A 25,907-nucleotide genomic window follows, 5' to 3' on the forward strand; every position below is an offset into this window, starting at 1 on the left:
GTTGTTCTCGTGCGGCGTTCAGAGCCCGAAAACCGGACGGCGCATTGTACGGGCAATGCTTCTTTATTGACAGGGGCGTCCGACGAGCGTAGGGCACACTCGTCGGCTTCGCGATATCAGCAGGGGTGCTGGTGTCTTATTGCTTGAGTAGAGGCAGGGTCAGACAGAAGTCGATTGAGCCATCACCCTGGTCGGCGTACACAGAACCTTCATGGGCCTGGACGATTGCCGCACAGATATACAGGCCCATGCCCAGGCCGCTTTGTTCCGATGCGGGGCTGTCGCTGGTCACTGGCTGAAAAAGTCCCGCCATCTGCTCTGCGCTGAGCGGGTCGATCTGACTGCTGACGGTCAGCGTACTGGTGTCATCCTCCCTCGTCAGCTTAACGATGGTGGGCGTCTCGGCTTTGCTCTGCTGACTCGCATTATTGAGCAGGTGGGCAATGACCTCGGTGTAACGCTCCGCATCTACCATAGCGTTGATGACCGGCTCGATCTGTGCCTCGATTGTCAGATCAGGATATAGCGTCTGTTCGTCTTCCAGAACCGATTTGACCAGGGCCGACAGGTTGGTTTCTACCGGGTTGATACTGATCTTGTTGCCCATCTGCAATTGATTGAGATCGCGTATCTGGGCCAGCATACGGTCCATCTTCTTGCCCGCGGCAATGATGTGTTTGGTCATCTCGATGTCACGCTCGCTCTGCGGACGCAGTAAGGCTGCGGACATGGTTAAGGACTGCAAGGGATTGGACAGATCGTGTCCCAGCCGGGCAATCAGGCTCTGCTGTACACGAGAGGTCATGGCTGCCCGTTGCAGACAGGCTTCGAGTAAATCACCACGCAGAGAGGTCGTTGCCGCAATGTCAGCGTCGCTCCAACCGTCTTTCTGGCTTGTTTGTCCGTCGCGAAACCACAGGAGCCAGCCATCTTCGGGTGGACAGAAACAGATTGCCAACACCCCTTCCAGGTCGCCATCTACCTGTTCCTGAAGGCCGCTGTAATAGACGCCGGTGATAGCAGCCTCATGGAGCGAGCTAAGCGCTTTCAACGCCCGTAGCTCGCAGTCACCCTGCAGGCTGATTACTTCCTGATTGACGATAATCGCTGCGGCGTCGCAGACAACGGTTTCCTCAAAACTCAGCTGAGAGTTACTCAGACACTCAATCAGCCTTTCCTGAGCTTGCACCGCAAGAAGCAGAGCGGTTCGATTATCGGGCAAGTCCCCGACAGCCTGTGACTTCAGAGGTAAGCTGCTCTGCGGGGTACTCGTCGTCGTCATGCGGAGTCCTGATGATGTATGTTTTTACTATGGTGCATCGACCCTTGCTTGAAGCCGCTAGCCGGCGGCGAGCGGAATCGAAACTAGGCAAAAAATACGCATGGCACCCATTACTTGACGGACCCTTTGGGCCCGCCAGTCAATTGTTGTCATGTGCTACAAAAATAGGAAGATTTTTTTTCGTTCAGTCGACTTTTCCCGTCAGCTGCGAGAGGGTCTCGGCCAGTAACTGAATATCGTAGGGTTTGCAGAACACCGGGCGGTCCTCCCAATCCGGTGGCAGGCCTATTGATCCGTAACCGGTAGTAAAGGCGAAGGGCACGCCCCGTTCCTCCAGCAGCCGCGCGACTGGAAACACCTCGTCCTCGCCCAGGTTCACATCCAATAAAGCGCCCTGCAGGTTCATTGATTCGGCCAGTGCTCGAGCCTGCTCCAGCGTCGATGCAATGGCCACAATTGTGAACCCATGGTCTGTGAGCATTTCCTCCAACAGCATTGCGATTACGGGCTCATCTTCCACAATCAGTATTCGGGTCATCTGGGGTATAAACCTTGTTTAGTCGAGCTGCGTACTTTGCGCAGCTATCATCAATAGGTGATGGCTCTCACCTCTGTTTGATTGTGACAAAGCCAGGTCGTTCCAATAAAGCGCTATCGAACATCACCAGGCTGGAAACTGACTGCATGCGTGGGCCATTAGATCCGCCCGTGGATCATGGCGATCGCGCTCACGCCTGAACAAGGGTAATCAATCGTTATTATCGAGATTGCGTTGCCCGGCCTTATGGGTGAGCCGCAATCCGCGCAAGCTACGTTTGACGTTCTTGAGATGGTTGACCAGCGCCGGGCCCCGGCGCATGGCCATGCCCATGGCGAGCACATCGATCACTACCAGGTGCGCGATGCGCGACGACAGGGGCGTGTAAATATCGGTGTCTTCGGTCACGTCGATGGCGATATGTATCTGCGCCAGCTCGGCCAGTGGCGTATGGCTTGGGCAGAGACTGATCAGCGTGGCGCCGGTTTCCCTGACCAGCGTGGCTGAATGCAGCAGATCCTTGGTGCGCCCGGTCTGGGAAATAGTCACTGCCACGTCCTGCGGCCCCAGCGTGACGGCTGACATCGCCTGCATATGCGGATCCGAATAGGCTGCGGTGGATACCTGCAAGCGGAAGAACTTGTGCTGTGCATCGCTGGCCACTGCGCCTGAGGCGCCAAAGCCATAAAACTCCACGCGCCGCGCATCGCTCAGCGCCTCGATTGCCTGCTCCACTTTTTGTGGGTCCAGGCGCTCGCGAACATCCATCAGCGTGGCCAGAGTGGTATCGAATATCTTGTGCGAGAGTTGCCCAACGCTGTCGTCTTCGCTGATGGAAAACTGGCCGAAGCTGGCGCCGGCAGCCAGGCTCTGGGCCAGACGCAGCTTGAGATCCTGAAAGCCGGTGCAACCTATGGCCCGGCAGAACCGCACTATGGTCGGTTCACTGATGCCCACTTCCCGCGCCAGGTCAGCCATTGACGAATGCATGACATCCGCCGCGTGGCCGAGCACATGGTCGGCGACCTTGAGTTCGGATTTGCGCAGTTGCTGGCGACTGGCGGCAATGTGCTGGAGCAGGTTCACGTGGGCTTCATGCGCTAGGGCTTCGTGGTAGTCTGGGATCGGTCTTGCAGGATTTCTTGTAGTTATACTACAAATCCTTCCCCCCTGCCTCCATCCGGGAGAATGAGCGTGCCGGTGCATTACAGTGAACCTTGCGACATAGTGGTATTTGGCGGGACCGGTGATCTGGCCCTGCGTAAACTCCTGCCGGCGCTGTACTACCTTCATCGTGATCGCCATCTGCACCCGGATAGTCGAATTCTTGCCCTGGCCCGCGCCCGGCACGATGAAACGGACTATCGCCGGCTTGTGCAGCGGCATCTGGGCCAATATCTGCCCCCGGGCGATTTCGAGCAGGCCACTGCTGACGCCTTTGCTGCCCGCCTGGATTACATGACCCTGGACGCCAGCCAGCGCGTGGAGTTTCCGCGCCTGGCCAAAGCCCTTGCATCACGACCGGACCGGATCCGGGTGTTCTACCTGGCAACGTTTCCGGAGCTCTTCGCGGCCACGGCGCAGCATCTGGCGTCGGTGGGGCTGGCAGACGACAAGGCGCGCATCGTGCTGGAAAAGCCCCTCGGCCAGAGCCTGGAAACTGCGAATCAGATCAATGACGGCATTGGTGCGGTCTTTGATGAGTCCAGTGTCTTCCGTATTGATCACTATCTGGGCAAGGAAACCGTCCAGAACTTGCTGGCGCTGAGGTTTGGCAATGCCCTGTTCGAGCCCCTGTGGCGCAACGCGCACATCGATCATGTACAAATCAGCGTGCTGGAAACCGTCGGTGTAGAGAACCGGGGCGCCTATTACGATAACGCGGGTGCCATGCGCGACATGGTGCAGAACCACTTGCTGCAGCTACTGTGTCTGGTAGCGATGGAAGCGCCGGTGCATTTTGAGCCTGAAGCGGTCCGTAACGAGAAGCTGAAGGTTCTGGAAGCCCTGCGGCCGATTACCGGTCTGGATGTGCAGGACCGCACGGTACGCGGTCAGTATTCCCGGGGCGTGCGCGCCGGCGAGAAACTCCCGGCTTATTATTTTGAAAAAAACGTGGATCACGACAGCAACACTGAAACCTTCGTTGCACTCAAGGTCGAGGTGGATAACTGGCGCTGGGGTGGGGTGCCTTTCTACCTGCGCACCGGCAAGAGTCTGGCGCAACGGAAGTCGGAGATTGTCATTCAGTTCAAGCCGGTACCCTATCGGTTATTCGGTCAGGGCACAGATGCGCCGGAGCACAATCGACTGGTCATTCGCCTCCAACCTGACGAGAGTATTAGATTGTCGTTGATGGCCAAAAGCCCTGGCCGGGGCATGAGCCTGCAGGATGTAGATCTGGACCTGAATTTTGCCGACGCATTCAACAAGCGCCGCTGGGACGCCTATGAACGCCTGCTGCTGGATGTGATCAGTGGTGACGCGACGCTATTCATGCGGCGTGACGAGATAGAAGCAGCCTGGCGCTGGGTGGACCCGATCATTCAGGGCTGGGAGGACTGCTACCGATCGCCCAAGCGCTATGCGGCGGGCAGTTGGGGGCCAGTAGCAGCAGACAGCCTGCTCGACCGCCTTGGGCACCGTTGGCTGGATCGACGCTAACGCCTCTACCGAGGCGCTCAGGAGTCCATCAGACTTCGGCACTTTCAGTGAGTAGCGCAGTAAAGTCCGCAGCGGGCACCGGTCGGCTGATCAGATAACCCTGTACCTCATCGCACAGGTTCTCCTTGAGAAACGCCAACTGACCATCATGCTCGACGCCTTCGGCTACCACGATCAGGTCCAGGCTGTGGGCCATCGCAATGATTGCCCGGATGATCGCTGCGTCCTGGCTGCGAGCGTTCTGCGGGCTTTGCTCATCCAGCTCGCCGATAAACGCCCGGTCAATTTTCAGAGTCGAGATAGGGAAGCGCTTCAGGTAGGCGAGGGAAGAGTAGCCGGTGCCAAAGTCGTCAATCGCCAGGCGAATGCCCATCTTTTGCAACTGGGCGATATTCTCCGCCACCGCATCCACGTGCTCGAGCAACATGCTCTCGGTCAGCTCGAACTCCAGCAGGCTGGCGGGCAATTGGGCGTGGTCGAGAATCTGCTGCACACGGTCAGCAAAGTTCGATTGACGTAGTTGCTGGACTGACAGGTTAACCGCCACACATATCGGCGCCGGGCCGCGGTGATACCACTCGCTTGCCTGCAAACAGGCCTTGGTCAGCACGGCGTCGCCCAAAGCGACAATCATGCCGGTTTCCTCGGCCATCTCGATAAAGGCTCCGGGCAACAGCAGTCCCTTTTCCGGATGCTGCCAGCGCACAAGTGCCTCTGCACCCTGTATGCGATCGCTGGCCAGGTGCAATTTAGGCTGGTAATAGACAATCAACTGGTCCTCATCCAGTGCCTTGCGCAGTTGATTTTCAAGTTGCAGCCGTTCAAGACTGTAGCCGGGTAGCTGTTCGGTGAAGAACTGGAAGCTGTTACCGCCCAGGTGCTTGGCATGCTGCATTGCCTGATTGGCTTGGGTAATCATGACCAGACTGTCGCGGGCTGAATTGGGAAACTCGCTGATACCGATGGACGCCGTGATCACCAACTCGTGTTCACCAATCTTCAATGGCAGACGCAGGAACTCGAGTATCGTGCTGGCGCGGTATTCAAGACGTTCGCGACTGGTGTCGTGCTCGACGATAATCACGAACTCATCAGCCGAGAGCCGGGCCAGGGTGTCATGCTCCGGGGTGATCTCACGCAGGCGCAGCGCAACCTGGCGGAGCAGTTCGTCTGCGACAGTGTGGCCAAGGGTGTCGTTGATATGCTTGAAGCGGTCCAGGTCGACATGCATCAGCGCAACCTTCTGGCCGTGCTGCCTTGCCCTGGCCGTGGACTCCTGCAAGCACTTGGTAAACATGCTGCGGTTCGCCAGTTCGGTGAGACTGTCGTGGCTGCTCAGGTATTGCAGTTGCTCTTCGGTCTGGCGCCGGACGCTCAGGTCAGCAAAAAAACCGACATAATGGGTCACGTTGCCATTGACGTTACGCACCACGGTCAGCTGTAACCATTGCGGGTAAAGGTCGCCGCTGCGCCGTTGACTGATGCGCTCACCCTCCCAGCGATCATTGTTCTCAAGGATGTCACACAGGGCCTTGAAGCTCAGCTGGTTCTTGGAGGTCTTGTTCGTGTCGGCAATGGGCAGCCCCAGGACGTCTTCTGCGGCATAGCCGGTGATCGCACTGAATGCGTTGTTCACGGTGAGAATGCGCAGATCAGGATCAAGAATGAAAATGCCTTCGGCAGTCGCCTCGAATACCGTGGCCGCCAGTTGTGCCTGCTCGTCCTGAATCTTACGCGCGCTGATATCGCGACGAGTGCCAATCATGCGACGTACGCGTCCATTGGCGTCACGCTCCACCGCCCGGCCACTGTCCTCTACCCATATCCACTGCCCGTTGGCATGTTTGACGCGATATTCGATACGGTAGGAACCGGTGTTCATCCGCATGTGGCTGACCAGGGTGTCGCGGACCATCTCGCTGTCATCAGGATGCACGCGCGGTGACAGATGCGCACGCATGAAGGTCACGGAGTCTGGCGGCATCCCGAATATTTCCAAGAGGTGAGAGTGCACCACCTCGTCGGTTTCCAGATTCCAGTCCCACAGACCCAGTTGGCTGGCATCCATGGCCAGGGTCAGTTGAGTTTCACTTGATTTGAGGGCCGCGCTGGCCTCCTCCAGCTCAGCGGTTCTCAGCGCGACACGCTCTTCGAGCACGCCATGGCTGTCGCGCAGGCCCTGCTCGGCCTGGCGGCGTTGCTGGATTTCCTGGGTAAGTTGATAGTTCAGATCCTCTGTCTGGCGACGCGATTCCTCGAGTCGTGCTACCAACTGCTCATTGTGCAGGCTGGCTTTCAGGGCCAGACCCAGTGAGCGGTTGATAAAGACTGCGCCCATTAACAGGCAACTGAACAGTATGCTGCCCATGAGTCCCCAGTAGGGGCTGGACGCATCATTCTGCAGCAACAGATAAATGCTCGGCATGAGCAGGGCGGGCACTGTAAAAGCCAGGAAAGCAATGTAACGGAAGGCGTAAATAACGCTGACGCACAGCGTGATGCCCGCGGTCAGGGCGTAGGCAGGTGCTTGCAGCATGAAATTGTCTACCGGTACCAGGGCGCTGTATATCCAGCCCAGACACAGACCTGAAGTCAGATTCCCCAAATACAACATCGCTGGCCAGCGCAGGCGCACGCGGTGCGCGTCGGGCGCACTCTGGTAGCGGCGCACCAGCATCATGCGTTGCAGTGTCAATACACCAAGCACAGCCATCCATACCAGCAGTTCAACATGGCTGGTATGTACCCAGAGCAGAGGTAGCATCGCCACGGCGTTGAACATGATCAGCCACTGGGGCAGTCGCGCGAAGGCGAACAACATATCCAGTGCGCGCAGGCGCAGGTGCTGTCGGGGCACAGCTGGTGGTGTGATTGGCGCGAACGTCATAGCGACGTGGTTCCCCCGGGACTTTATGGTTCTTGTTATATTTGGACCGAGTGTAACCTTACACCACCACCTAGGTCTGGCACAGCCCCCAGCCTGTTGATAAATTCAAAACAACCTGTCTGGACTGCACTTTGCAGCCAATTCTTCCGGCTTCGCTGCGCAGGCTGATAGAATGCTGCGATGGATATTTCACATCTGCTCAATTCCCTGAATGACGCCCAACGCCAGGCAGTGACCGCTGCGCCGGGCCAGCAATTGGTTCTTGCTGGTGCGGGCTCGGGCAAGACCCGCGTGCTAGTGCATCGCATTGCCTGGTTGGTCGAGGTCGAGAAGGCCTCGCCCTGGAGCATACTGTCGGTCACCTTTACCAATAAAGCTGCGTACGAGATGCGTCATCGCATCGAGCAGTTGCTGGGCATCTCCCCCCAGGGGATGTGGGTGGGCACCTTCCACGGTCTGGCACACCGCCTGTTGCGCGCCCACTGGCGCGAAGCCGGTCTGGTCGAACAGTTCCAGATACTCGACAGTGACGACCAGATGCGTCTGGTCAAGCGGGTCATCCGCGAAATGGGGCTGGACGAGAACCAGTGGGCGCCCCGTCAGGCCCAATGGTGGATCAACGGGCAGAAGGACGAGGGCTTGCGGCCCCAACATATCCAGCCCGCTGGCGATCTGTTTCTGACCACCATGCAGCGTATCTATCAAAGCTACGAGCAGGCCTGCGCCCGCGCCGGGGTGGTGGACTTTGCCGAACTGCTGCTGCGCTCGCTGGAGCTGTGGCGCGACAATGATTCGTTGCGAGCGCAATATCAGGCACGCTTCAAGCATATGCTGGTGGACGAGTTTCAGGACACCAACGCGGTTCAGTACGCCTGGCTGCGCTTGATTGCAGGCAAGACCCCCAGCCTCATGGTCGTAGGTGACGATGACCAGTCGATCTACGGCTGGCGCGGGGCAAAGATCGAAAACATTCACCAGTTCCAGCGTGACTACCCGAATTCCGAGCTGATCCGGCTTGAGCAGAACTACCGTTCTACCGCAACGATTCTCAAGGCCGCAAACGCCCTGATCGAGCAGAATGCCGGGCGCATGGGCAAGGAGCTGTGGACCGAAGACAGCGAAGGCGAGCCAATCGACCTGTACGCCGGCTTCAACGAGCAGGACGAGGCCCGTTTTATTGTCGAGCGCATCGACCAGGCCGTGTCCGCTGGGATGGCGCGTAGCGAAATCGCCATTCTGTACCGCTCCAACGCCCAGTCTCGCGTGCTTGAGGAAGCGTTGCTGCGTGCCGCGATCCCCTATCGCATCTATGGCGGACAGCGCTTCTTCGAGCGCGCCGAGATCAAGAACGCCATGGCCTACATGCGCCTGGTCGCCAATCGTGGCGATGACGGCGCCCTGGAACGCATCATCAACCTGCCGACCCGCGGCATTGGCGACAAGACCATTGAAGCCCTGCGTCAGCATGCCCGCGAGCAGGATGTGTCGATGTGGCAGTCGGCCTGCGATCTGCTCGACAACAAGGGTTTGCCCGGCCGCGCCGCCAACGCAGTACAGGCCTTCTGCGAGTTGATCGAAGAAATTACCGTGCGGGTAGAAGGCGTGCCCCTCTACAGCATGGCCCAGCAGGTGATCGAGCAGAGCGGATTGTTGCGCTTTCACGAGAACGAGAAGGGCGAAAAGGCCCAGGCACGGGTCGAAAACCTGGAAGAACTGGTATCCGCCGCCCGCGCATTCGAACACGATCAGGCAGACGAAGAGGCCGAGGGCGACACGCTGCTGGCATTCCTTGCCCACGCCTCGCTCGAAGCTGGGGAAACCCAGGCCGATCGCTTTGAAGACAGCGTACAGCTGATGACCCTGCACAGCGCCAAGGGTCTGGAATTCCCGCTGGTGTTCCTGGCCGGCGTCGAGGAAGGCCTGTTCCCGCACAAGATGAGCCTCGAGGAGCCCGGCCGGCTGGAAGAGGAGCGTCGTCTGGCCTATGTGGGTATCACCCGTGCGATGCAGCAACTGGTGATCACCTGGGCTGAAACCCGCAGGCTGTATGGCAGTGAAACCTTCAATCGGGTATCACGTTTCGTGCGCGAAATTCCCAGCGAGCTGATCCGCGAAGTGCGCCTGGGCAGCCAGGTCAGCCGCCCCTTCGGCCCGGCCAAGACCGGCCTGTTCGCAGCCGAAGCCACCGAAGACGCCGGATTCGCACTGGGCCAACGGGTCCTGCATTCGCTGTTTGGTGAAGGGGTCGTACTGAACTACGAAGGCCAGGGCGCCCAGGCGCGCATCCAGGTCAATTTCGATGATGAGGGCAGCAAATGGCTGATGGTCGCCTATGCCAAACTGCAGGCAATCTGAATGCAGCCCGCGCGCCAGTCACCGTCATTCCCGCACCCTCTACAGTCATTCCCGCACCCTCTACCGTCATTCCCGCGAACGCGGGAATCCAAGCGGACCCAGCCCCACACAGCCATCACCAATAAAAAGAGAACCTGACCAATGAAACGCCGCCAACTTCTTACCGCCGCCGGTCTCGGCCTGGGCGCCGTTGCCCTTACCGGATGCTCGGATCAGACCGCCACTAAAGCCGAGCAATCAGCCACACCCGAACAACGCTTCAAGTGGAAGATGGTCACCTCCTGGCCCAAGAACTTCCCCGGCCTGGGCACCACCGCCGAGCACTTTGCCGAAACGGTAAGCGCCATGTCCAATGGCCGCCTCACGGTGCAGGTGTTCGCCGCAGGTGAACTGGTACCCGCACTGGAAGTGTTCGATGCCGTCTCCAGCGGCACCGCCGAACTCGGCCACAGCGCCGCCTACTACTGGAAGGGCAAGAGTCCCTCAGCGCCTTTCTTTACTGCCGTCCCCTTCGGCATGAACGCCCAGGAAATGAACGCCTGGCTGTATGAGGGCGGCGGGTTGGAGCTGTGGCAACAGGCCTACGCCAGCATGGGCATACTGCCCTTGCCCTGTGGCAACACCGGCGTGCAAATGGCCGGCTGGTTCAACAAGGAAATCAATAGCCTGGAAGACCTGCGCGGCCTGAAGATCCGCATGCCCGGCTTTGGCGGCGAAGTGCTCTCCCGCGCCGGCGCCACGACGGTCAACCTGCCCGGTAGCGAAATATTCAGCGCCCTGCAGAACAACGTGATCGACGCCACCGATTGGGTCAGCCCCTACAACGACCTGGCTTTCGGCTTGCACCAGGCCGCCAAGTACTATTACTACCCAGGCTGGCAGGAGCCCTGCGCCGTGCTCGAGCTGAGCATCAACCAGGAAGCCTTTGCGCAATTACCCGCAGACTTGCAAGGCATCGTCCGCGAAGCCGCCCGCGCCACCAACCAGACCATGCTCGACGAGTACACCCGCCGCAATGCCGACGCCCTCAACACCCTGGTCAACGAACACAACGTCGACCTGCGCCGCTTACCGGATGAAGTGCTCGACCGCCTACGCGAACTGTCCAAACAAGTACTCGAAGACACCGCCAACGCCGATCCCCTCAACCGCCAGGTATGGGACTCGATGGAAGCCTTCCGCGAAAAGGTCTGGGCCTACCACGCCATCAGTGAACAGGCGATGTACGCTCTGCGTAGCTGACCACCCCTGTGCTCATCCTTTACGGATGAGCGTCACTCTCGTTACTTTCCGGTACTGGCAATCTGCATTAAACCGGAGCAGTATTGATTGAACAGCAGGCATGGATGCCAGACCTATTTGTGCTCTGCAACGGAGACAGCGCTTTGAGCGTTAGGGGACCAGGGAGAGGGATAGTCATGATGTATTCAAATTCCAGTGCTTATCTCGCGCTTTCAAACATTGCCTGCATAGCTGGCCGGTGGGGCGGAGCTTTGTCGCGTTTCTGTCGTAATGGGCTTATACCGAATTCAAGCGAATACGGGGCTGGGGCGGGATGGACTAGTAACTTATTGATTTTGCGTGGCTCAACGCTTGGGTGCTGGATGGGTGGCGATGTTATGCGGAAGTCGGGATTAATGAATACCGCAGAACGCGGTCTGATCACTGTTAGCCGTACAAAGGATAGATATGAGTGCTCATTTTTCCTCAGTTAAAATGATTAAAGATCAATTTGGTATTGAAGAAGAATCAATGGATGAGTTGAGGTCGAAGCTAAGATCAATTCAAGCAGAGTATCATCCTGATAAGAATGGAGGGAGCTTTTATGATGAATATAGCGAGAGCAAATATCATGAACTCGATGAAGCCATTTCCTACATTGACAGTATTAGCAAAAACAATTCTGAGTTAGTAACGATTTCTGCGGTAACAGACTTGACGAAGGCTGTAACTGCGATGGTGACAGCACAGAACATTGTCTCAAGTAAAGATACTTTACTATCCTCTGAAATAAATCGAAGCATCGAAAGCTATAGGTCAAGGCTTAAAACTCCAAGAATTGCGTTAACAGCTTTAACTGTAGGTATTTCAGCAATTTGGATGTTTCCAAACACAGTGAAAGAACACCCAGTTCTAAGTAAATTCATTAATTTCGACAGTATGACCGCAAATATAGCTTGGCTCAACATGCTGATTTTTGCTGTGGGGTTTTGGGTTATTACCTGGAGAAGAGAAGAGCTGACTAAAGAGCGTCGGGAAAGCTTGAAGACCGAATCAGTTCAAAACAGGCTTTTTACTAGCTTCATTAGTAGCTTAGACAGAGAAACCTTCACTCTTGAAGACTTTGTCGAATTCATTATGTTTCGACATGGAAGGTATCGATCTGCACCTTTCGTTCTTTTCAGTAGTTCGAGCCGAATTGATTCGCCGCTTGCACATGCAACCGCCGAGGTTATCTTAGAAAGAGCACTAAAAAGAAAAGCAATAACAAGCCGTAATTCTGGCTCAATTTCTACAGTGTACCAAATTGTATCGGCTAAAAAGGCCAGCATGTCGGACTCGTAAACTCACCGCTTCTGGCGGCGTTAGCCATACCTTTCACAGGTAAATTTTATGTCAATACCAAAAGCCGCATTTCTGGATACAAGTGTATTTACTGGACAACAATATAACTTTGCGTCAGCGGTACTGACATCGTTTGTTCCTGTAGCTAAAAAAGCAGATCTGAAGCTTCTCTTACCAGATCCAACTTCGAGAGAAATAGCAAGGCAGATTAAAGAAAGGTCTGCAGACGCCTTAAAGGCACTAGACGATGCGCGCCGTAAGGCACCTTTCCTAGCAAAGTGGAAGTATTTCCCGACTAAGCAGCCATCATGGGCCCAGTGGGAGGTAAGTCAGGTTGCGCAAGCTGAGTGGGCCGAATTCCTTAAGCAGTTTCAGGTGGAAAAGCTAGGTTATGATGGTGTTTCGATACCGAAGGTAATGTCTTGGTACGACTCTGTTAGGGCTCCATTTGGAGAAGGCAAGAAAAGAAAAGAATTTCCGGATGCATTTGCGATTGAAATAGTCTCACTATATGCAGAACAAAATGGAATATGTGTTGCCGTAGTGTCTGCAGATCAGGACCTAAAAAGAGCCTGCGAGCATTATTCATCGCTACTTTACTTCCAATCTCTTGCTCAGCTAACAGAGCTTTTGCTGGTTGGAGAGGCTAAGCTCGAAGAGCTAAGGGAAATCCTTTCAGGCAGCTTGGAGATATTGGAAGATGCGGTCTACGAGCAGATCAATGAATTTAGCACATATATCTACGACGAAGGCTTTGAGGAGGAGGAGAGTGTAATTGGGAGTCCGAATATAATTGAGACAACTATTGTCGGGCTTGGAAACAATGAGTGCACAATTGTTTTTCAAGCCGAATTTGACTCTGAGCACAAGATTAAGTGGGAAGAAGTTGTCGATCCAAGCGAAGGCTACACGGAGTCATACAGCGATTGGGTTTCGCAATCAAATACTATTGGCGGAACCGCGAAGCTAATAATTGATCCAGCATCCGGCTCGGTATCCTCAGTTAGCATGGTTGAGGTTAATGAGTCAGAGATTCATCTTAACAGGATGCCACGGAGATATTGAGTGTATATGGCTAACAATCGCAGCCACTGGGACAAAATTTCCGCTGCGCCGCAATTTTGCCCGTGCTGCGGGCGTTAGGCGAAAATAGTACAAGGAATATACTTTGAATTTATTTGATTATCTTTATGTAGATTTGGATAAGGTTATCTCGCTGTATAGTCAACTGACTGGTGGCGTCGTTGAGTTGCGTGAAACTCAATCGGAAAAAGGATCTACTTCAGACAATAAAAGAAACTACGATTTCAAAGTGTTTAAACATGATGCTGGTGGAACAACTCAAGATAGGGAGCAAGATAAAACTACTATCAAGCCTTACCACGCTCTATTACAGGAACTTGAAGCAGAGCTATCTACTTCGGGATACCTGTTGGACTTAGCTAACTTTGATGAGGGCAAGACATTAAAAGACATAGAGCTAAGAACCACACTTAAAAATGCCTTATGCATTAAATGCACAGGAAGGATAGTCATCGAAGACTATGAAAGGATTAAAAAAATCGGTCAAGATTTTCCTGAAATTATAAAACTGATAAACAGAAGTCATGCAGATTCGTTGAGAGATACCCCAGAAATTCAGAAAATCGAGCAGCAAATCAAAGAGCTTGAGAATGTTAGCGGAGATAGAAATGCAAAGGCAAAAGCAAAGAAACAGGCAAAGGAACTGAGAACAGGACTTGATACATTGCTAACCACGTCAACGGCCGTAGACGCGGTTCCACAGTGGATCTTGGATGGTATGGGAACATGGATTGATGCATTTCTACCGAACATTACAAACATACGCGTTTATCCTTTCCATGAAGAAAATGATGAGCATGTTTTTGGTCACCTAGAAGCTTCCAACTTTACCGTTTCAGACTCTACTGCCTTCCACTTCACTTATGGTTCGTTTCCTACAGAAGAGTTTACGATGCTTGGCATCATCACATCTGTTCCTTCTGATGAGGAAGAGGGTTTTGCGCCACTTCAAGAGTTTGAAAAAGAAGAGCTCGAAGACTATGAAAGTGTAGAAAGCGGGTTTCGAGGTATGTTTAGAGGATTTGATGGCATCGAAGCAATGGTAAGGACCTGCCGATACCCGAGAGTGTTGGTTCACCCAATATTAGTATATCGTCAGACATCGCCTAACAAAGCATTGCAGCGGACAAGCCGCTGAATGCGGCGTTATGCACAAAGAGATACTCTGGATGGAATGCTGGATTTGTGGACAACCTGGGACAACAGGCGAGCATCTGATTAAAGCTTCTGATCTAAAATCCTATTTCGGGACTGTGTCGCAACAAAAACCAATCTACCAGAACTCAGAAGCTAGGAAGAATCTTTCTATTGGTAGTATTAAAGCATCAAGCAAGCTTAAATCGGCAGCGCGCCTATGCGCCAAATGTAACAACCAAAGAACGAGCGCCCATGATAAAGCTTGGAGCAAGCTATCGAGCTATCTTCAGGATAACCTAAGAACAATATCGAAAAGTGGTGAAGTAAAACTCGACAAAGTATTCCCAGGCTCGATTGCTCGGGACATGAAGCTGGTGCAGCTTTTCTTTGTAAAGCATTTTGGCTGCAGAGTAATTTCAGATGGCGTGCCAATAAATCTGGAAAGCCTCTCTCAAGCAATACTTAATGAAACAGAACACCCAAATGTTTACATATCCTTCTTGAATGTTTCAGCTCAACTAAAACACAAATACGCTGGCTTAACTCCGATCAAGGCAGTCAACATAAACGGCGTCTCGGTGTTCTGCTCTTGCGCTTATATCGTAGGCAACCTTGCCGTAAACATTATTTACTGCACAGTGGAAAATAATCAAAAAGTATTAAAAGGTGCAAAAAAACCTAGTGAAATGAATAAAGCCTTGAGTCTCGGCGTGCTTTGAGCATAACAATTGGTTCAAACCGTTCGCTTCGCTCACTGGGACGCGAAGTAATTGGGGTCAGATGAGCATTAATTCAAAATTAGTCAGGCTCAGATGATTTCATTTTAATCTGACCCCATTTTTCGCTCTAGGCTCTTATTTGATGTCTTTTTTACTAGATTTCTTTATTTGGATTTTCCTTGGGACTTACGCAGCGCTGAGTATTGGCCAGTTTTTTGTTCTGGATTGGGAAAAGCTAAATGCGAAAGCTGGGGTCAGGTCTTGCCTTTTGCCTCTCGAGTATGGAGAACTCAAAATGAAAATATTGGCCATCGTTTTTAGCTTCGCTTTTTTGTCCGGGTGCGTCGGCGCCACGGTTCCCGTGCAAGGCGATAGCGGGTTGACGGTTCCGCCGTCAACGTGGAGAACGCAAAATTATCGGGTGCCGGGTGACAATACAGGGCTGTTGGTTATCCAGCGCGATACGGGTATGCGGGGTGCTGCTTGTAAGCCTGGGATGTCGCTCGACGGTGAAGATATTGCGCGTATTGATGTGGGCCAGAAGCTTGAGCTCCACCTAAACCCTGGGCGGTATTTGGTGCGTGCGAATCCGAACCAGAACTGCGGAGCCGCATTAGCAGAAACTTTTGTTGAGATCAGTGAAGGCAATACGACGAGCTATCGCTTAGGCTTTGTCGATCGCAGTATGATTTTAGTCCCCGCAGCGCAATAGTCGGCGTCAGCAAGCCTTATTGGGGTCATATGAACATTTTCGATTAATGTTCATCTCCCCCAATTACTCAGTTATTTTTTCATTGATTATGCTTGGGTATGGCTGTCTTAACGCAGCTCTCCTCCACCATCTATACATGACTGTTTAAAGTAAAAATTGTCTGAATAGTAGGCGTAAGAAATCTTTGAACCCCAAGAAGTCCTATAGGAGCAACTTGGAGCGTCCCGCTTACATGATGCTTCTACATTACCAAATGACTGGAAACACAGTGTTTTCATATCATCTATTTGTCCTTTATCATCCATTATGTACTCATCACACTGCTTTTTAGAATAAAAAGTACATGCGAAATCAATTTCAGGAGATGGCGGTGTAGAGATTTGTGTGGTTGTCTTGGGCTGGGTCTGGGCGTTGCCTGTTCCGTCTGGTGGTTGTTTTGTTGGGGCACCTTTGGTCGCAGCGCCTGATGAGGCTGTGGGGGTGGTGCTTGCTGCTGGGGCAGGGGTGCTAGCGTTTGCCTTGGCTCTGCTGCGTTCCAGCTCGGCGTCATAGCTGCCCTGCAAGCTGCGCATCTGGCCGGTACTGCCGTCCGTCATGACATCTGTGATGAAGGCTCCGCCAATAGCTGCTTTGGAAGCCCCGTCTACATCAGCAGAGCCGATGACGGTCGCACCTGCGACGAGCGCGGTTACTTGTCCGAAGTCGATGTCAATATTTTCCCGGTCGTCGGCCACCCAGCGACCGTTGTCGTACTGGTCGCGATATTCCGTGCCGTCGCCAATCAGACCTCTAGTGCGCACATTGAACCAGCCCTGCTTTTTTCCTTCCACATAACGGCCAGCGATAAAGTCGTGGGAGTAATCACCGAAGTGGAACACGGACTCCTCAAAAGCAATACCGTGTTGCTTGCCGCCTTTCCATTGGCCGACGACCAGTTTGTCCAGGCCGTTGGTCCAGGCGCCTGCACCGTTAAGTAGGCCGTTCTGATAATGACCGATCCACACCGCGTAGAAGCGACCCCCTTCATAGTCAAACAGTTTTTGTCTGGCGGCAAATCCGTTCATTTCACCCTGTGAAAAATGCCCTACATATTTCACCACCATGCTTTGTGTGTGCTTCGACAGGCGCATACCGAAGCCATCAGGTTGGCCCTGGTCATTGAAGTCGCCGTAGTAGTAGTTCTGGTAGCCGTTGGTATGCAATTGGCTACTCAGCAGGCGTGCGGTGTGGGTATCGCTGGGGATGCCTCCTATCTGGATAACTCGTGTGCCGTCTTCACGCAGCATGGTGAAGATGCCTTCCGTCATGACCCCCTGTTGAAAGCGGCCAACAAAACGCGCGCCTGACTGCGCCGCTTTAGCCTCGGCTATGCCCTGTGCCAACCCATTGGCGCAGCTGCCGCGCACAAATTGCCAGGTGAAACGTGTGGGTTCAGTGTTCAGATTCCTGAAATGGGCACTGTGATCGGTGATGCGGCAATCAGTCTGGTTTCCTATTGCGGGGTAATACGCCGCCACCGCCGCAGGGAATCCGGCCCGCGCAAGGTCGATGTCGCGCAGCAGGGCTGCCTGATCGTATTCACTTCGAAAGTTGTTCAGTATCGCCTGGTTGCGGGGATCGAAAGTACTGTTGAAGGGCGGTTCGATCTGGGGTTTGGCGCGGGTGATGTCGCGGATGCGGCTTTCCAGGTCCTGCATGACCGGGTCCCTGATGTAGGGGTTGCTCCCGTCCTCGTTGATACTTTGCACAAAGTCGCCGTGCCAGTCGTTGGAGGTAGTGGCGCATCCGCCAATGAGCGCCACTGCTAATGTGGCAAAGATGAGTCTGATCGGATGGTGGTTCACGATTCCTCCCTGGAATGAATCGCCTTGCATGGCTGAGCAACCTTGATGATAGCGTTTTGCTGTTGCATTTCAAATGTGCGGGAAGCTTCAGGAACCAACGGGGTCAGCGTCATTGATGCGCCTGAGCCAATTGCTGAAATGCGCTGCTTATCTAAAGATTCAGGCTCTTCAATACGGGGAATCAATAGCCATGCCGTAGTCAGACGAATATAAGTAATTGAAGTAATCTAGGTCAGATGAACAGTCATGTTAACCACCACCGTTCGATCAGCTCATAGGAAGTATCCATGAAAACTATCAAGGTTGTTGTCACGCTAATTCTCCTTGCCGCCTTTTCCCACGCCTACGCCGCAGCGGGCCTTATTGCAGTCAAGAGCCCACACAGTGCAAAGGCGACCATGGACAGGTTCGAGGTGATCATCAAAGACAAGGGATTGAACGTCTTCGCTCGTATAGATCACGCCGCCGGGGCCGCAAAAATCGGCAAGGCGCTTCGCCCGACTGAAGTGCTCATCTTCGGCAATCCCCAGGGCGGTACACCATTCATGGAGTGTGCGCAGTCGGTAGGAATCGACCTGCCATTGAAGGCGTTGGTGTGGGAGGATGCATCATCGCAGGTTTGGTTGGGCTACAACGATCCTGAGTATTTGGCAGAGCGCCACGGTGTGCCGGAATGCTCGGTGGCCGAGAATCTTCATAAGGCCCTGGCTGGGTTTGCCGCTGCGGCTGTCGCACCTTAGCCAATGATGCCTTTAGCTCAACCGTTATGAATACAGACTATTAGGGAGCGAGTACCAGAATGAGTGAGAAATTGAGTGAGTCCGCTTTGAACGCATTGAAAATCGCGTTTACTTACATGCCAAAATCAATCGAAGTCACAAAATTTGAGTACGGTGATCGCTACCAAAAAGTCCTGGATCACGTTGAAACAGTGAGGGAAATGCTGTTGATGAATGACGTCGACCCTGATGAGGTTTATGGCGAAATAAACCCCGAGAATTCTCCTAATTCGACATATTAAGTGCAATCGCTGGGGTCAGATATCTTCTTGAATTGCAAAAGGGGTGTCTGATCCTTCGGTGTTACCGGGAACAAAGAGCTGCTATTTGCTTGGCTCGCCTGCTAGCCGCCCGACAGGCATACCTGGTTGCGGCCATTCGCCTTTGCTTGATACAAGGCTTCGTCTGCGGCGTTGGCGTAGGTCAGGTTGCTGTCCTGTTCTGTGGGTATCCAGGCAGCAACGCCAATGCTGACGGTAAAGTTAAGGCTGCCGTCGGGAAGTCTGATTTCCAGCTCGGCGATGGCGGAGCGAATCTGTTCGGCCACAGCAGCGGCGTTGACGGCTGGCATGCTGTAGAACACGGCGGCAAATTCTTCGCCACCAATGCGTGCAGCGTACTCGGTGTCACGGCGGCTGTACTCGCTTAGCGTCTGACCTATAACTGCCAGGCATTCGTCACCGACTCCGTGGCCGAATTTGTCGTTGATGTGCTTGAAGTGATCGACATCCAGCATCAGAAAAGCAACCGGTACACCATTGGTGCGACCTTGTTTGATGGCTGCACAGACCTGCTCTTCAAATCCGCGCCTGTTGCTCAACCCCGTCAGAGAGTCGGTGTTACTCAGCCGCTTGAGTTCCAGGTTGGCCTGCTCGAGTTGTCGGGTGCGTGAGGCAACGCTGGATTCCAATAGCGCTGTGTTCTCTTCTTGCATGAGCAGTAAGGCGTCCTGCGCCTGCAAGCGGGAGGCTTTTTCCCGGTTGATACGTTCAGCCAGCGCGATAGACAGCAGCAGAAACTCGAGGATGAACCCCGCCAGCTGTGTGGAGCGGATTGAGTTGGTCATGGGTATTATCCCGGCCATTGCCAGAGTTATACCCAGGGTAGCGCCGACCAGTCCGGTCCAGGCCACGAGAAAGTAGCCGGCGGAAATACTGCCGCGCCGCCAACATGCAACCGCAATAACGATGGCTGCAACGCAGGTGAGCGAACCGCCGTGCTCAATATGCACATAGCCGATAGCCTGGGGGGCGAAGGCAGAGACCAGGGCAGCAAATAACCAATAGCCCAGCACGACATGGCTCAAATGCAGCAGCCAGCCACCTTGGCGACGGAGTTCGAGAAACTGGCGTTCAAACAAGGCGGCGCCGAAGAAGCCGATACTTACCGATAGTACCGTGGCCCGCGAAACCAGCCAGGGGGAATCCCACCACAGAAAATAAGGCCCAAAGCTGAACACGCTGGCGACGTAAAAGGCGCCGCTCAGCACATAGGCACAATAAAAAAGATAGGCCGTGTCCCGGGTAAAAATGAACAGTGACGCGTTATACAACATCATCACTAGCAGGGCGCCAAAGAAGGCGCTCATCAGCAGATTGTTGTCGCGCTCTGCCTTCGGCAGTTCCGAGGGGGCAAGCAGGCGGAATGGCAGGAGCATGGGCGCGTTGGTCTCAAGCCGCAGGTATAACTCCGCTTCACCAGGAGGCAGGCTCAACGGCAAGACTTGAATCGGGCTGTTGACGTCGCGCCTGTGGGGTGCAACGCCGTCACCGGTATGGACGCTGGAAGACCATTCATCGCGAGCGGTGTTCAGAATCCTGGCTTCGATCTGGGTGTAGCTCCAGTCCACTAGCAGCAGCCTTTTGACCTCATCTGTTGCATGGTTGGTTATATGAAAACGCACCCATGCGCCTTCGGGTCGATAGCCCATGTGGAGGGTAGGTTGATCAGAGGTCTGCCAGAGGGGCGCAAAAGGCGGCTCAGTTACTGCAGTGAAAGACTCGGAACCTGGAGCGAGCAGGTATTCTACTGCGGTGATCTCGATGGTATCTGCGGCGTTCGTAGCCTGTGCAGACAGACCGAGTACCGCCAAAACCACAAGCGTCAGAACGACAGTATTAATAAGACGAGTCACGGTTAGCTGCATCGGTTTTTTAGGTCTTGTTGGATGAGCAAGCTTTTGCCTAGTCTAGAAATAAAGCACCGACGTTGCACGTCATTGCTGTCTTTAGTTGTTACTGGAGCCAGACAGTCGATCACATCGCCAAGACCTTATCCTTGGTGCAGCGTCGTTTGCTAGCGCAGTGGTTGTTTACATGCGCCAATATTATGTTGTCAAGAATCACTCTCTCAAGGGTGGGCCTGGCCTGTTCCCTCACTTGAACTTTCTGCTTTATAGTTTGCCAGCCAGCTCTGATTGTTAGTGTTGGTGCTTCGCTACTTTCAATCAGCTTGAGGAAGACTATATGGCCTACGTTCAAATTGACGGCGTGAAATATGAGAAAGAGCTCCTGGATCTTGCAAAGCTCCACACTACTGGTCGTGGTGAAGGAAAGATCTCGGCGGATGAAGCCAAGATATTGATCGAGTCTGCACAGGACGGTGTGGCGGTAACCGAGACCGAATTGTCGACCTTGCACTATATTCGCAAAAACTTTGAATTCACCGATAAAGCGGCAGCGTACTTTGATGCCGAGTTAGCCATTCTTGGCCAAGAGGGATAGTCATGAGTCTGATAAAAACTCTTGCCGAGTTGTTTCTGAAAGATATGGGTTCTCAGGGCGGCTCGCTGGATCTCAATAGCGTTATCGGCGCCATGCAAAAGCTGTTACCCACCGCAGGCGGTGAATTGAATCTTACGCAGCTTGTCAGCATGTTTACCCAGCAGGGTGGGGGCTTGGCATCAATGGCTGCCAGCTGGTTGGGTGATGGCGGTAATCAGGCAATTTCGGCTAGCCAGATCATGAGTGTGCTGGGTAAATCGAACGTGGCCGGTTTTGCCTCTCAGCTGGGTCTGAATACGGATACAGCCGCGCAAGGTCTGGCCGATGTTATCCCTGGCGTGATCGATAAAAACAGCGCTGGCGGATCCTTTCTCGGTGGAGCGGCTGCCAGTGTTCTGGGTAAATTCCTCTCCTGATTGATCCGACGGATGTCGCGTAGCTGATCAGGGAGATGGAAAGATCCATTGCCGAGTTGGAAGCCTTTATCAGTAGCCTGCAGAGTTGGCAGGCAGGCGCTGGAGCCAATCTGACTCCAGCGCCCCTCGATCGCCTTAGACGAAGCCTCAGCTCTGCGGCTTGATCAGGAACTTCTCACCAGTTGCCTGCTTGCCATAGACCGCCATCGATTCCAGCTTCAACGCACCGGCCAGGGAGACCTCGTGGGTGTAGTGACTGGCGAAGGTGGTCTTGATCTCTGCCGCTACGCGCTTGCGCATTGCGACAACAGTTTCCTGGCCAAGCTTGCCCAACGCATTGAACAGCAGGAAGCCGTTCACACCCCAGGCAAAACCGAAGGTGCGGTTCAGCGTAATCGGACCGCGATCCAGGCCGCCGTAGATATACACCTGTTTGAAGATGGTAGATCCATACACGCTGTATTCAGTGATGTCTCGGGATACTGCGACTTCCATGCAGGTGAGAATATCGCTTGCCAATTTGCCGCCACCGATAGGGTCGAAGGCGATGGTCGCGCCGGTCTCGATCAGTGCCTGGGTCAGGTCGGCCATGAAGCTGTCGCTGCTGGAGTTGACCACGTATTTGGCGCCCTGGTCGCGCAACAATTTTTCCTGTTCCGGCTTGCGGACGATGTTGACCAGGTCGATGCCGTCGGCGATGCAGATGCGGTTGAGCATCTGGCCAAGGTTGGAGGCTGCTGCTGCGTGAACGATGGCCTTGTGGCCCTCAGCGCGCATGGTTTCAACCATGGCCAGAGAGGTCAGCGGGTTGACGAAGCTGGAAGCGGCCTCGACTGGGGTGGTACCCGGCTCCAGTTCCAGACAGCTTTGCACGTTGGCACGCAGGTATTTGCGATAGCTACCGCCGCCAATGAACGCAACAGTTTTGCCCATCAGGCTTTGTGCAGCGGCAGATGAGCCTGCTGCGATGACGATACCGGCTCCTTCGTTGCCCACTGGTATCGCCTTGCCGACGCGCTTTTTAACGGCGCCCATGAACTTGGCAGGAACGTCGGCAGTGATGACCGGGCTCTCGGTGCTGCCCGATTGCTTGGCAGTGGTCATATCGGCTGCACTGAACATCACGCCCAGGTCGGACGGGTTGATCGGGGCAGCTTCGATGCGGATGATCACATCGTTTTCGCCCGGCTCGGGGATGTCGATCTCGCGCAGGTTGAGTTCCAGCTTGTTGTCTTCGCTGATGGTTGAGATGAGTTCCATATTGGTGTCTGACATCGTTGTCTCCTGAAAAGGTGAAATTGCATCAATGGGCCAGATGTATGTGTTCCAGCATACAGCCTTGGCAGCACTAGCCCCTAAGAACTCTGCTGCGAGATTGTTTAGATATTCACGGAACCACTGCGGCGCCTGCGCCGGGTTTCGTGCATTGGCGTTGCAATGCGAGTCCAGAATGACCTCATCTGGGTCGGGTGCGCGATCCAGTTCAAGCAGACAGGATAATGGTGGGGTAGAGAGCCACTGGTGCAAGTACGCCGGACATGATCAATCAGGCGAACACACCAGCAGCAGTTCAAGTTTGTAAAGGTGGGGCTGAGACTGCTTTCTTTTTTACGACAGGAGTTGTGTGGATGAGGGATAACTACACTTTCCCGAGTTTGCGGCATAACCCAAACGGGTGAGATTTGATGTTAGAAAGTTGTATTTATTGATAGTCAGAGTCTGTTTTCGATCCAAACTATAGCCCATTGGGGTGATACCTGAATGGGTGAATTGACGCTTCAACCTTTCCAGTAAAAACTTGCTTCGCTCTTGCGGGTTCTCTCCTGTTTTGGAACCAGCACCTGCCAGTAATAACAATAATACACACTGTCGAGGTTCCAATGAAAATCCAGCATAAATCACTTTCCTTGTTGTCACTTCTGGCTGCAAGCGCTTTGATGTTTTCCGCTTCCACCTTTGCCTACAATCCGGCGCCGCCACCACCGTCGCCTACCCCCACGCCTGGACCTGCACCGCTTCCCGGGCAGCCGAATGACGGCTTCCAACGCGGCCCCAACCCCAGCGTTTCACTGCTGCAGGCCGAGCGCGGTCCTTTCAGCGTGAGAAACGCCCGAGTATCTAGCTCGGTCAGAGGCTTCGGTGGCGGTACTATCTACTACCCAACGGGTACCAGCGGCACCATGGGCGCCATTGTGGTTATACCGGGTTACGTTTCGCCAGAATCTTCCATCGCCTGGTGGGGCCCCAAAATGGCTTCCCATGGCTTCGTGGTCATGACTATCGCAACCAATAGAACCACTGATCAGCCAAGCAGCCGTGCCACGCAAATCAACGCTGCGTTGGACTATCTGGTCGCTCAGAACTCAAGCTCCGGCAGCCCGGTCCGCAATATGATCGATACCGATCGCCTGGGTGTAATGGGCTGGTCCATGGGTGGTGGCGGTACCCTGCGCGTGGCCTCGCAGAATCGTTTGAAGGCCGCTATTCCGCTGGCGCCCTATGACACCATCAGCTTCCGCAACGTCGATGCGCCGACACTGATCTTTGGCTGTGAGTCGGACACCATTGCCCCAGTGCGTAACCACGCTTCGCCGTTCTACAACCAGATCCCCGATGCGACAGACAAAGCCTTCGTTGAACTCAACGGCGGAAGCCACACCTGTGCTAACGGCGGGAACCAGTACAACGATACGCTCAGCCGTCTCGGTGTGTCCTGGATGAAGCGCCACCTGGACAACGACACGCGTTACAGCCAGTTCCTGTGTGGACCCAACCATACTTCGGATCGCGACATCTCCGAATACCGTGGTAACTGCCCTTACTAAGTAAAAAGTAATACACATAAAGCTCCGGATCCGAATGGGTCCGGGGCTTTTTTTATATCTTGTTAGCGCTCGGTTTTATGTTTTAACCAGCATGAATAACCTTTGTTCGGCATAACCCAAACAGGTGAAATTTGCTGTGCGGTGCGTATTTACATATGCCCTTAACAATGGCGTGTGCTTATTTTTTATATCGTTAATAGCATTTTAATACCCAATTAGGGTGAAACTTCCCCAATGGCGTTGACTCATCGCTCCCAAAAAATAAGACTAACTTCGTTGCTGCGGGTGACTCTATCTTTTGAACCCGCATTCTGACTGTTAATAAATAATAACCGTCTTACGGAGTTCAAATGAATAACAAGAATAAGTTTTCACCTTTGATGTCGATTCTTGCAGCCAGTGCGTTGCTGTTTTCCGCTTCTACCTTCGCTTACAATCCGCCGCCGCCACCGCCAGATCCGGGCCCAGGCCCAGGTCAGCCAAGCGACGGGTTCGAGCGTGGCCCTAACCCCAGCGTTTCTTTCCTTGAAGCGTCGCGCGGTCCTTTCAGCATCCGAGAGACCCGTGTGTCGGGCACTGTCAGGGGCTTCGGCGGCGGTACCATCTATTATCCGACGGGCACTAGCGGCACCATGGGGGCCATCGTGGTCATTCCCGGTTTCGTATCCCCGGAATCCTCCATCGCCTGGTGGGGACCCAAGCTGGCTTCCCATGGCTTCGTGGTCATGACTATCGCGACCAACAGCGGCTATGATCAGCCAAGGAGTCGGGCCACGCAGATCAACAGTGCCCTGGACTATCTGATTGATCAGAATTCCGATTCCAGAAGCCCGGTTCGCAACATGATCGACACCGATCGCCTGGGCGTTATGGGCTGGTCCATGGGTGGTGGCGGCACATTGCGCGTGGCTTCGCAGAACCGTCTGAAGGCTGCGGTTGGGCTTGCGCCGTATGACACCATCAGCTTTCGCAATGTTGATGCGCCAACCATGATCCTTGCCTGTGAATCGGATACGATTGCGCCAGTTCGCAACCATGCGTCGCCGTTTTACAACGAGATCCCCTTCAATACCGACAAAGCGTTCTTTGAAATCAACGGTGGAAGTCACACTTGCGCCAACGGTGGCAACCGCTTCAATGAGACGCTGAGCCGTCTCGGTGTCTCCTGGATGAAGCGTCACCTGGATAACGACACGCGTTACAGCCAGTTCCTGTGTGGACCCAACCATACTTCGGATCGCGACATCTCCGAGTACCGTGGTAACTGCCCTTACTAAGTAACAGGCAGTATGGATAAAGCCCCGGGTCCGCAAGGAACCGGGGCTTTTTTGTATGGGGCTGACGGGCATTTCGGGCTAGGATTCCGGTTGAAGCTACC

General features: G+C 54.1%; 21 protein-coding genes. 13 read left to right on the forward strand and 8 right to left on the reverse strand.

Going from position 1 to position 25,907, the window contains the following annotated elements; translation table 11 throughout:
* Positions 1-136: 136 nt before the first annotated feature.
* The 3 genes from AAC076_RS06905 to hexR all read right to left on the reverse strand — a co-directional run bounded on the left by AAC076_RS06905 (position 137) and on the right by hexR (position 2,906).
* Complete coding sequence (locus AAC076_RS06905; protein ID WP_339843889.1) at positions 137-1,282, reverse strand: ATP-binding protein; 1,146 nt, start codon at positions 1,280-1,282, stop codon at positions 137-139.
* A 184-nt stretch (positions 1,283-1,466) separates the two neighbouring features.
* A complete protein-coding gene (locus AAC076_RS06910) occupies positions 1,467-1,820 on the reverse strand; it encodes a response regulator (protein WP_339843890.1) in 354 nt (117 codons plus the stop codon).
* A gap of 210 nt (positions 1,821-2,030) precedes the next feature.
* On the reverse strand, positions 2,031-2,906 hold the full coding sequence (hexR, locus tag AAC076_RS06915) for a transcriptional regulator HexR (RefSeq protein WP_339843892.1): 876 nt from the start codon (positions 2,904-2,906) through the stop codon (positions 2,031-2,033).
* Positions 2,907-3,008: 102 nt separating this feature from the next.
* Between hexR and zwf the strand changes: the two genes are divergently transcribed.
* A complete protein-coding gene (gene zwf / locus AAC076_RS06920) occupies positions 3,009-4,484 on the forward strand; it encodes a glucose-6-phosphate dehydrogenase (RefSeq protein ID WP_339843893.1) in 1,476 nt (491 codons plus the stop codon).
* A gap of 28 nt (positions 4,485-4,512) precedes the next feature.
* Here the strand turns inward: zwf and AAC076_RS06925 are convergent, their stop codons facing one another.
* Positions 4,513-7,371 (reverse strand): EAL domain-containing protein, encoded by a 2,859-nt coding sequence (locus tag AAC076_RS06925; protein WP_339843895.1) that lies wholly within the window; start codon positions 7,369-7,371, stop codon positions 4,513-4,515.
* Between the two features lie 180 nt (positions 7,372-7,551).
* On the opposite strand from AAC076_RS06925, the gene uvrD reads away from it, so the two are divergent.
* From uvrD to AAC076_RS06960, 7 genes are all read left to right on the forward strand, one after another.
* The gene (gene uvrD, locus AAC076_RS06930) at positions 7,552-9,726 is read left to right on the forward strand and encodes a DNA helicase II (protein ID WP_339843897.1); all 2,175 of its coding nucleotides are present in this window, start codon (positions 7,552-7,554) and stop codon (positions 9,724-9,726) included.
* Positions 9,727-9,867: 141 nt separating this feature from the next.
* Positions 9,868-10,968 carry a TRAP transporter substrate-binding protein gene (locus AAC076_RS06935; RefSeq protein WP_339843898.1) on the forward strand — a complete coding sequence of 367 codons (1,101 nt, stop codon included), beginning with the start codon at positions 9,868-9,870 and terminating at the stop codon, positions 10,966-10,968.
* Positions 10,969-11,415: 447 nt separating this feature from the next.
* On the forward strand, positions 11,416-12,291 hold the full coding sequence (locus tag AAC076_RS06940; protein ID WP_339843900.1) for a J domain-containing protein: 876 nt from the start codon (positions 11,416-11,418) through the stop codon (positions 12,289-12,291).
* Between the two features lie 48 nt (positions 12,292-12,339).
* Complete coding sequence (locus tag AAC076_RS06945) at positions 12,340-13,356, forward strand: PIN domain-containing protein (protein ID WP_339843902.1); 1,017 nt, start codon at positions 12,340-12,342, stop codon at positions 13,354-13,356.
* Positions 13,357-13,459: 103 nt separating this feature from the next.
* Positions 13,460-14,512, forward strand: a complete 1,053-nt coding sequence (locus AAC076_RS06950; RefSeq protein WP_339843903.1) for a hypothetical protein — start codon at positions 13,460-13,462, stop codon at positions 14,510-14,512.
* Between the two features lie 31 nt (positions 14,513-14,543).
* Positions 14,544-15,230, forward strand: coding sequence for a hypothetical protein (locus AAC076_RS06955; protein ID WP_339843904.1), 687 nt, complete (start codon positions 14,544-14,546; stop codon positions 15,228-15,230).
* A 142-nt stretch (positions 15,231-15,372) separates the two neighbouring features.
* Entirely contained in the window at positions 15,373-15,942 is a 570-nt protein-coding gene (locus AAC076_RS06960) for a hypothetical protein (RefSeq protein ID WP_339843906.1), read from the forward strand.
* Between the two features lie 107 nt (positions 15,943-16,049).
* Here the strand turns inward: AAC076_RS06960 and AAC076_RS06965 are convergent, their stop codons facing one another.
* Both AAC076_RS06965 and AAC076_RS06970 read right to left on the reverse strand, forming a co-directional pair.
* Positions 16,050-17,816, reverse strand: coding sequence for a hypothetical protein (locus tag AAC076_RS06965; RefSeq protein WP_339843907.1), 1,767 nt, complete (start codon positions 17,814-17,816; stop codon positions 16,050-16,052).
* The gene (locus AAC076_RS06970; protein ID WP_339843908.1) at positions 17,783-17,971 is read right to left on the reverse strand and encodes a hypothetical protein; all 189 of its coding nucleotides are present in this window, start codon (positions 17,969-17,971) and stop codon (positions 17,783-17,785) included. The genes AAC076_RS06965 and AAC076_RS06970 overlap by 34 nt, the downstream gene beginning before the upstream one ends.
* A 102-nt stretch (positions 17,972-18,073) precedes the next feature.
* Here AAC076_RS06970 and AAC076_RS06975 point away from each other — a divergent pair, with 102 nt between their 5' ends.
* The gene (locus tag AAC076_RS06975) at positions 18,074-18,526 is read left to right on the forward strand and encodes a DUF302 domain-containing protein (protein ID WP_339843909.1); all 453 of its coding nucleotides are present in this window, start codon (positions 18,074-18,076) and stop codon (positions 18,524-18,526) included.
* 382 nt (positions 18,527-18,908) lie between these two features.
* Here the strand turns inward: AAC076_RS06975 and AAC076_RS06980 are convergent, their stop codons facing one another.
* Positions 18,909-20,699, reverse strand: a complete 1,791-nt coding sequence (locus AAC076_RS06980; RefSeq protein ID WP_339843910.1) for a diguanylate cyclase — start codon at positions 20,697-20,699, stop codon at positions 18,909-18,911.
* A 331-nt stretch (positions 20,700-21,030) separates the two neighbouring features.
* Here AAC076_RS06980 and AAC076_RS06985 point away from each other — a divergent pair, with 331 nt between their 5' ends.
* Positions 21,031-21,288 carry a hypothetical protein gene (locus AAC076_RS06985; RefSeq protein ID WP_339843912.1) on the forward strand — a complete coding sequence of 86 codons (258 nt, stop codon included), beginning with the start codon at positions 21,031-21,033 and terminating at the stop codon, positions 21,286-21,288.
* A 2-nt stretch (positions 21,289-21,290) separates the two neighbouring features.
* Complete coding sequence (locus tag AAC076_RS06990) at positions 21,291-21,704, forward strand: YidB family protein (protein ID WP_339843913.1); 414 nt, start codon at positions 21,291-21,293, stop codon at positions 21,702-21,704.
* A 147-nt stretch (positions 21,705-21,851) separates the two neighbouring features.
* On the opposite strand, the gene AAC076_RS06995 is transcribed toward AAC076_RS06990, so the two are convergent.
* Positions 21,852-22,979 (reverse strand): zinc-binding dehydrogenase, encoded by a 1,128-nt coding sequence (locus AAC076_RS06995; RefSeq protein WP_339843915.1) that lies wholly within the window; start codon positions 22,977-22,979, stop codon positions 21,852-21,854.
* Between the two features lie 605 nt (positions 22,980-23,584).
* On the opposite strand from AAC076_RS06995, the gene AAC076_RS07000 reads away from it, so the two are divergent.
* On the forward strand, positions 23,585-24,529 hold the full coding sequence (locus tag AAC076_RS07000) for a dienelactone hydrolase family protein (protein WP_339843916.1): 945 nt from the start codon (positions 23,585-23,587) through the stop codon (positions 24,527-24,529).
* A gap of 350 nt (positions 24,530-24,879) precedes the next feature.
* A complete protein-coding gene (locus AAC076_RS07005; RefSeq protein WP_339843917.1) occupies positions 24,880-25,806 on the forward strand; it encodes a dienelactone hydrolase family protein in 927 nt (308 codons plus the stop codon).
* Positions 25,807-25,907: the final 101 nt, after the last annotated feature.

It is taken from the genome of uncultured Halopseudomonas sp. (genome assembly GCF_963977355.1).
Taxonomy (GTDB): domain Bacteria; phylum Pseudomonadota; class Gammaproteobacteria; order Pseudomonadales; family Pseudomonadaceae; genus Halopseudomonas.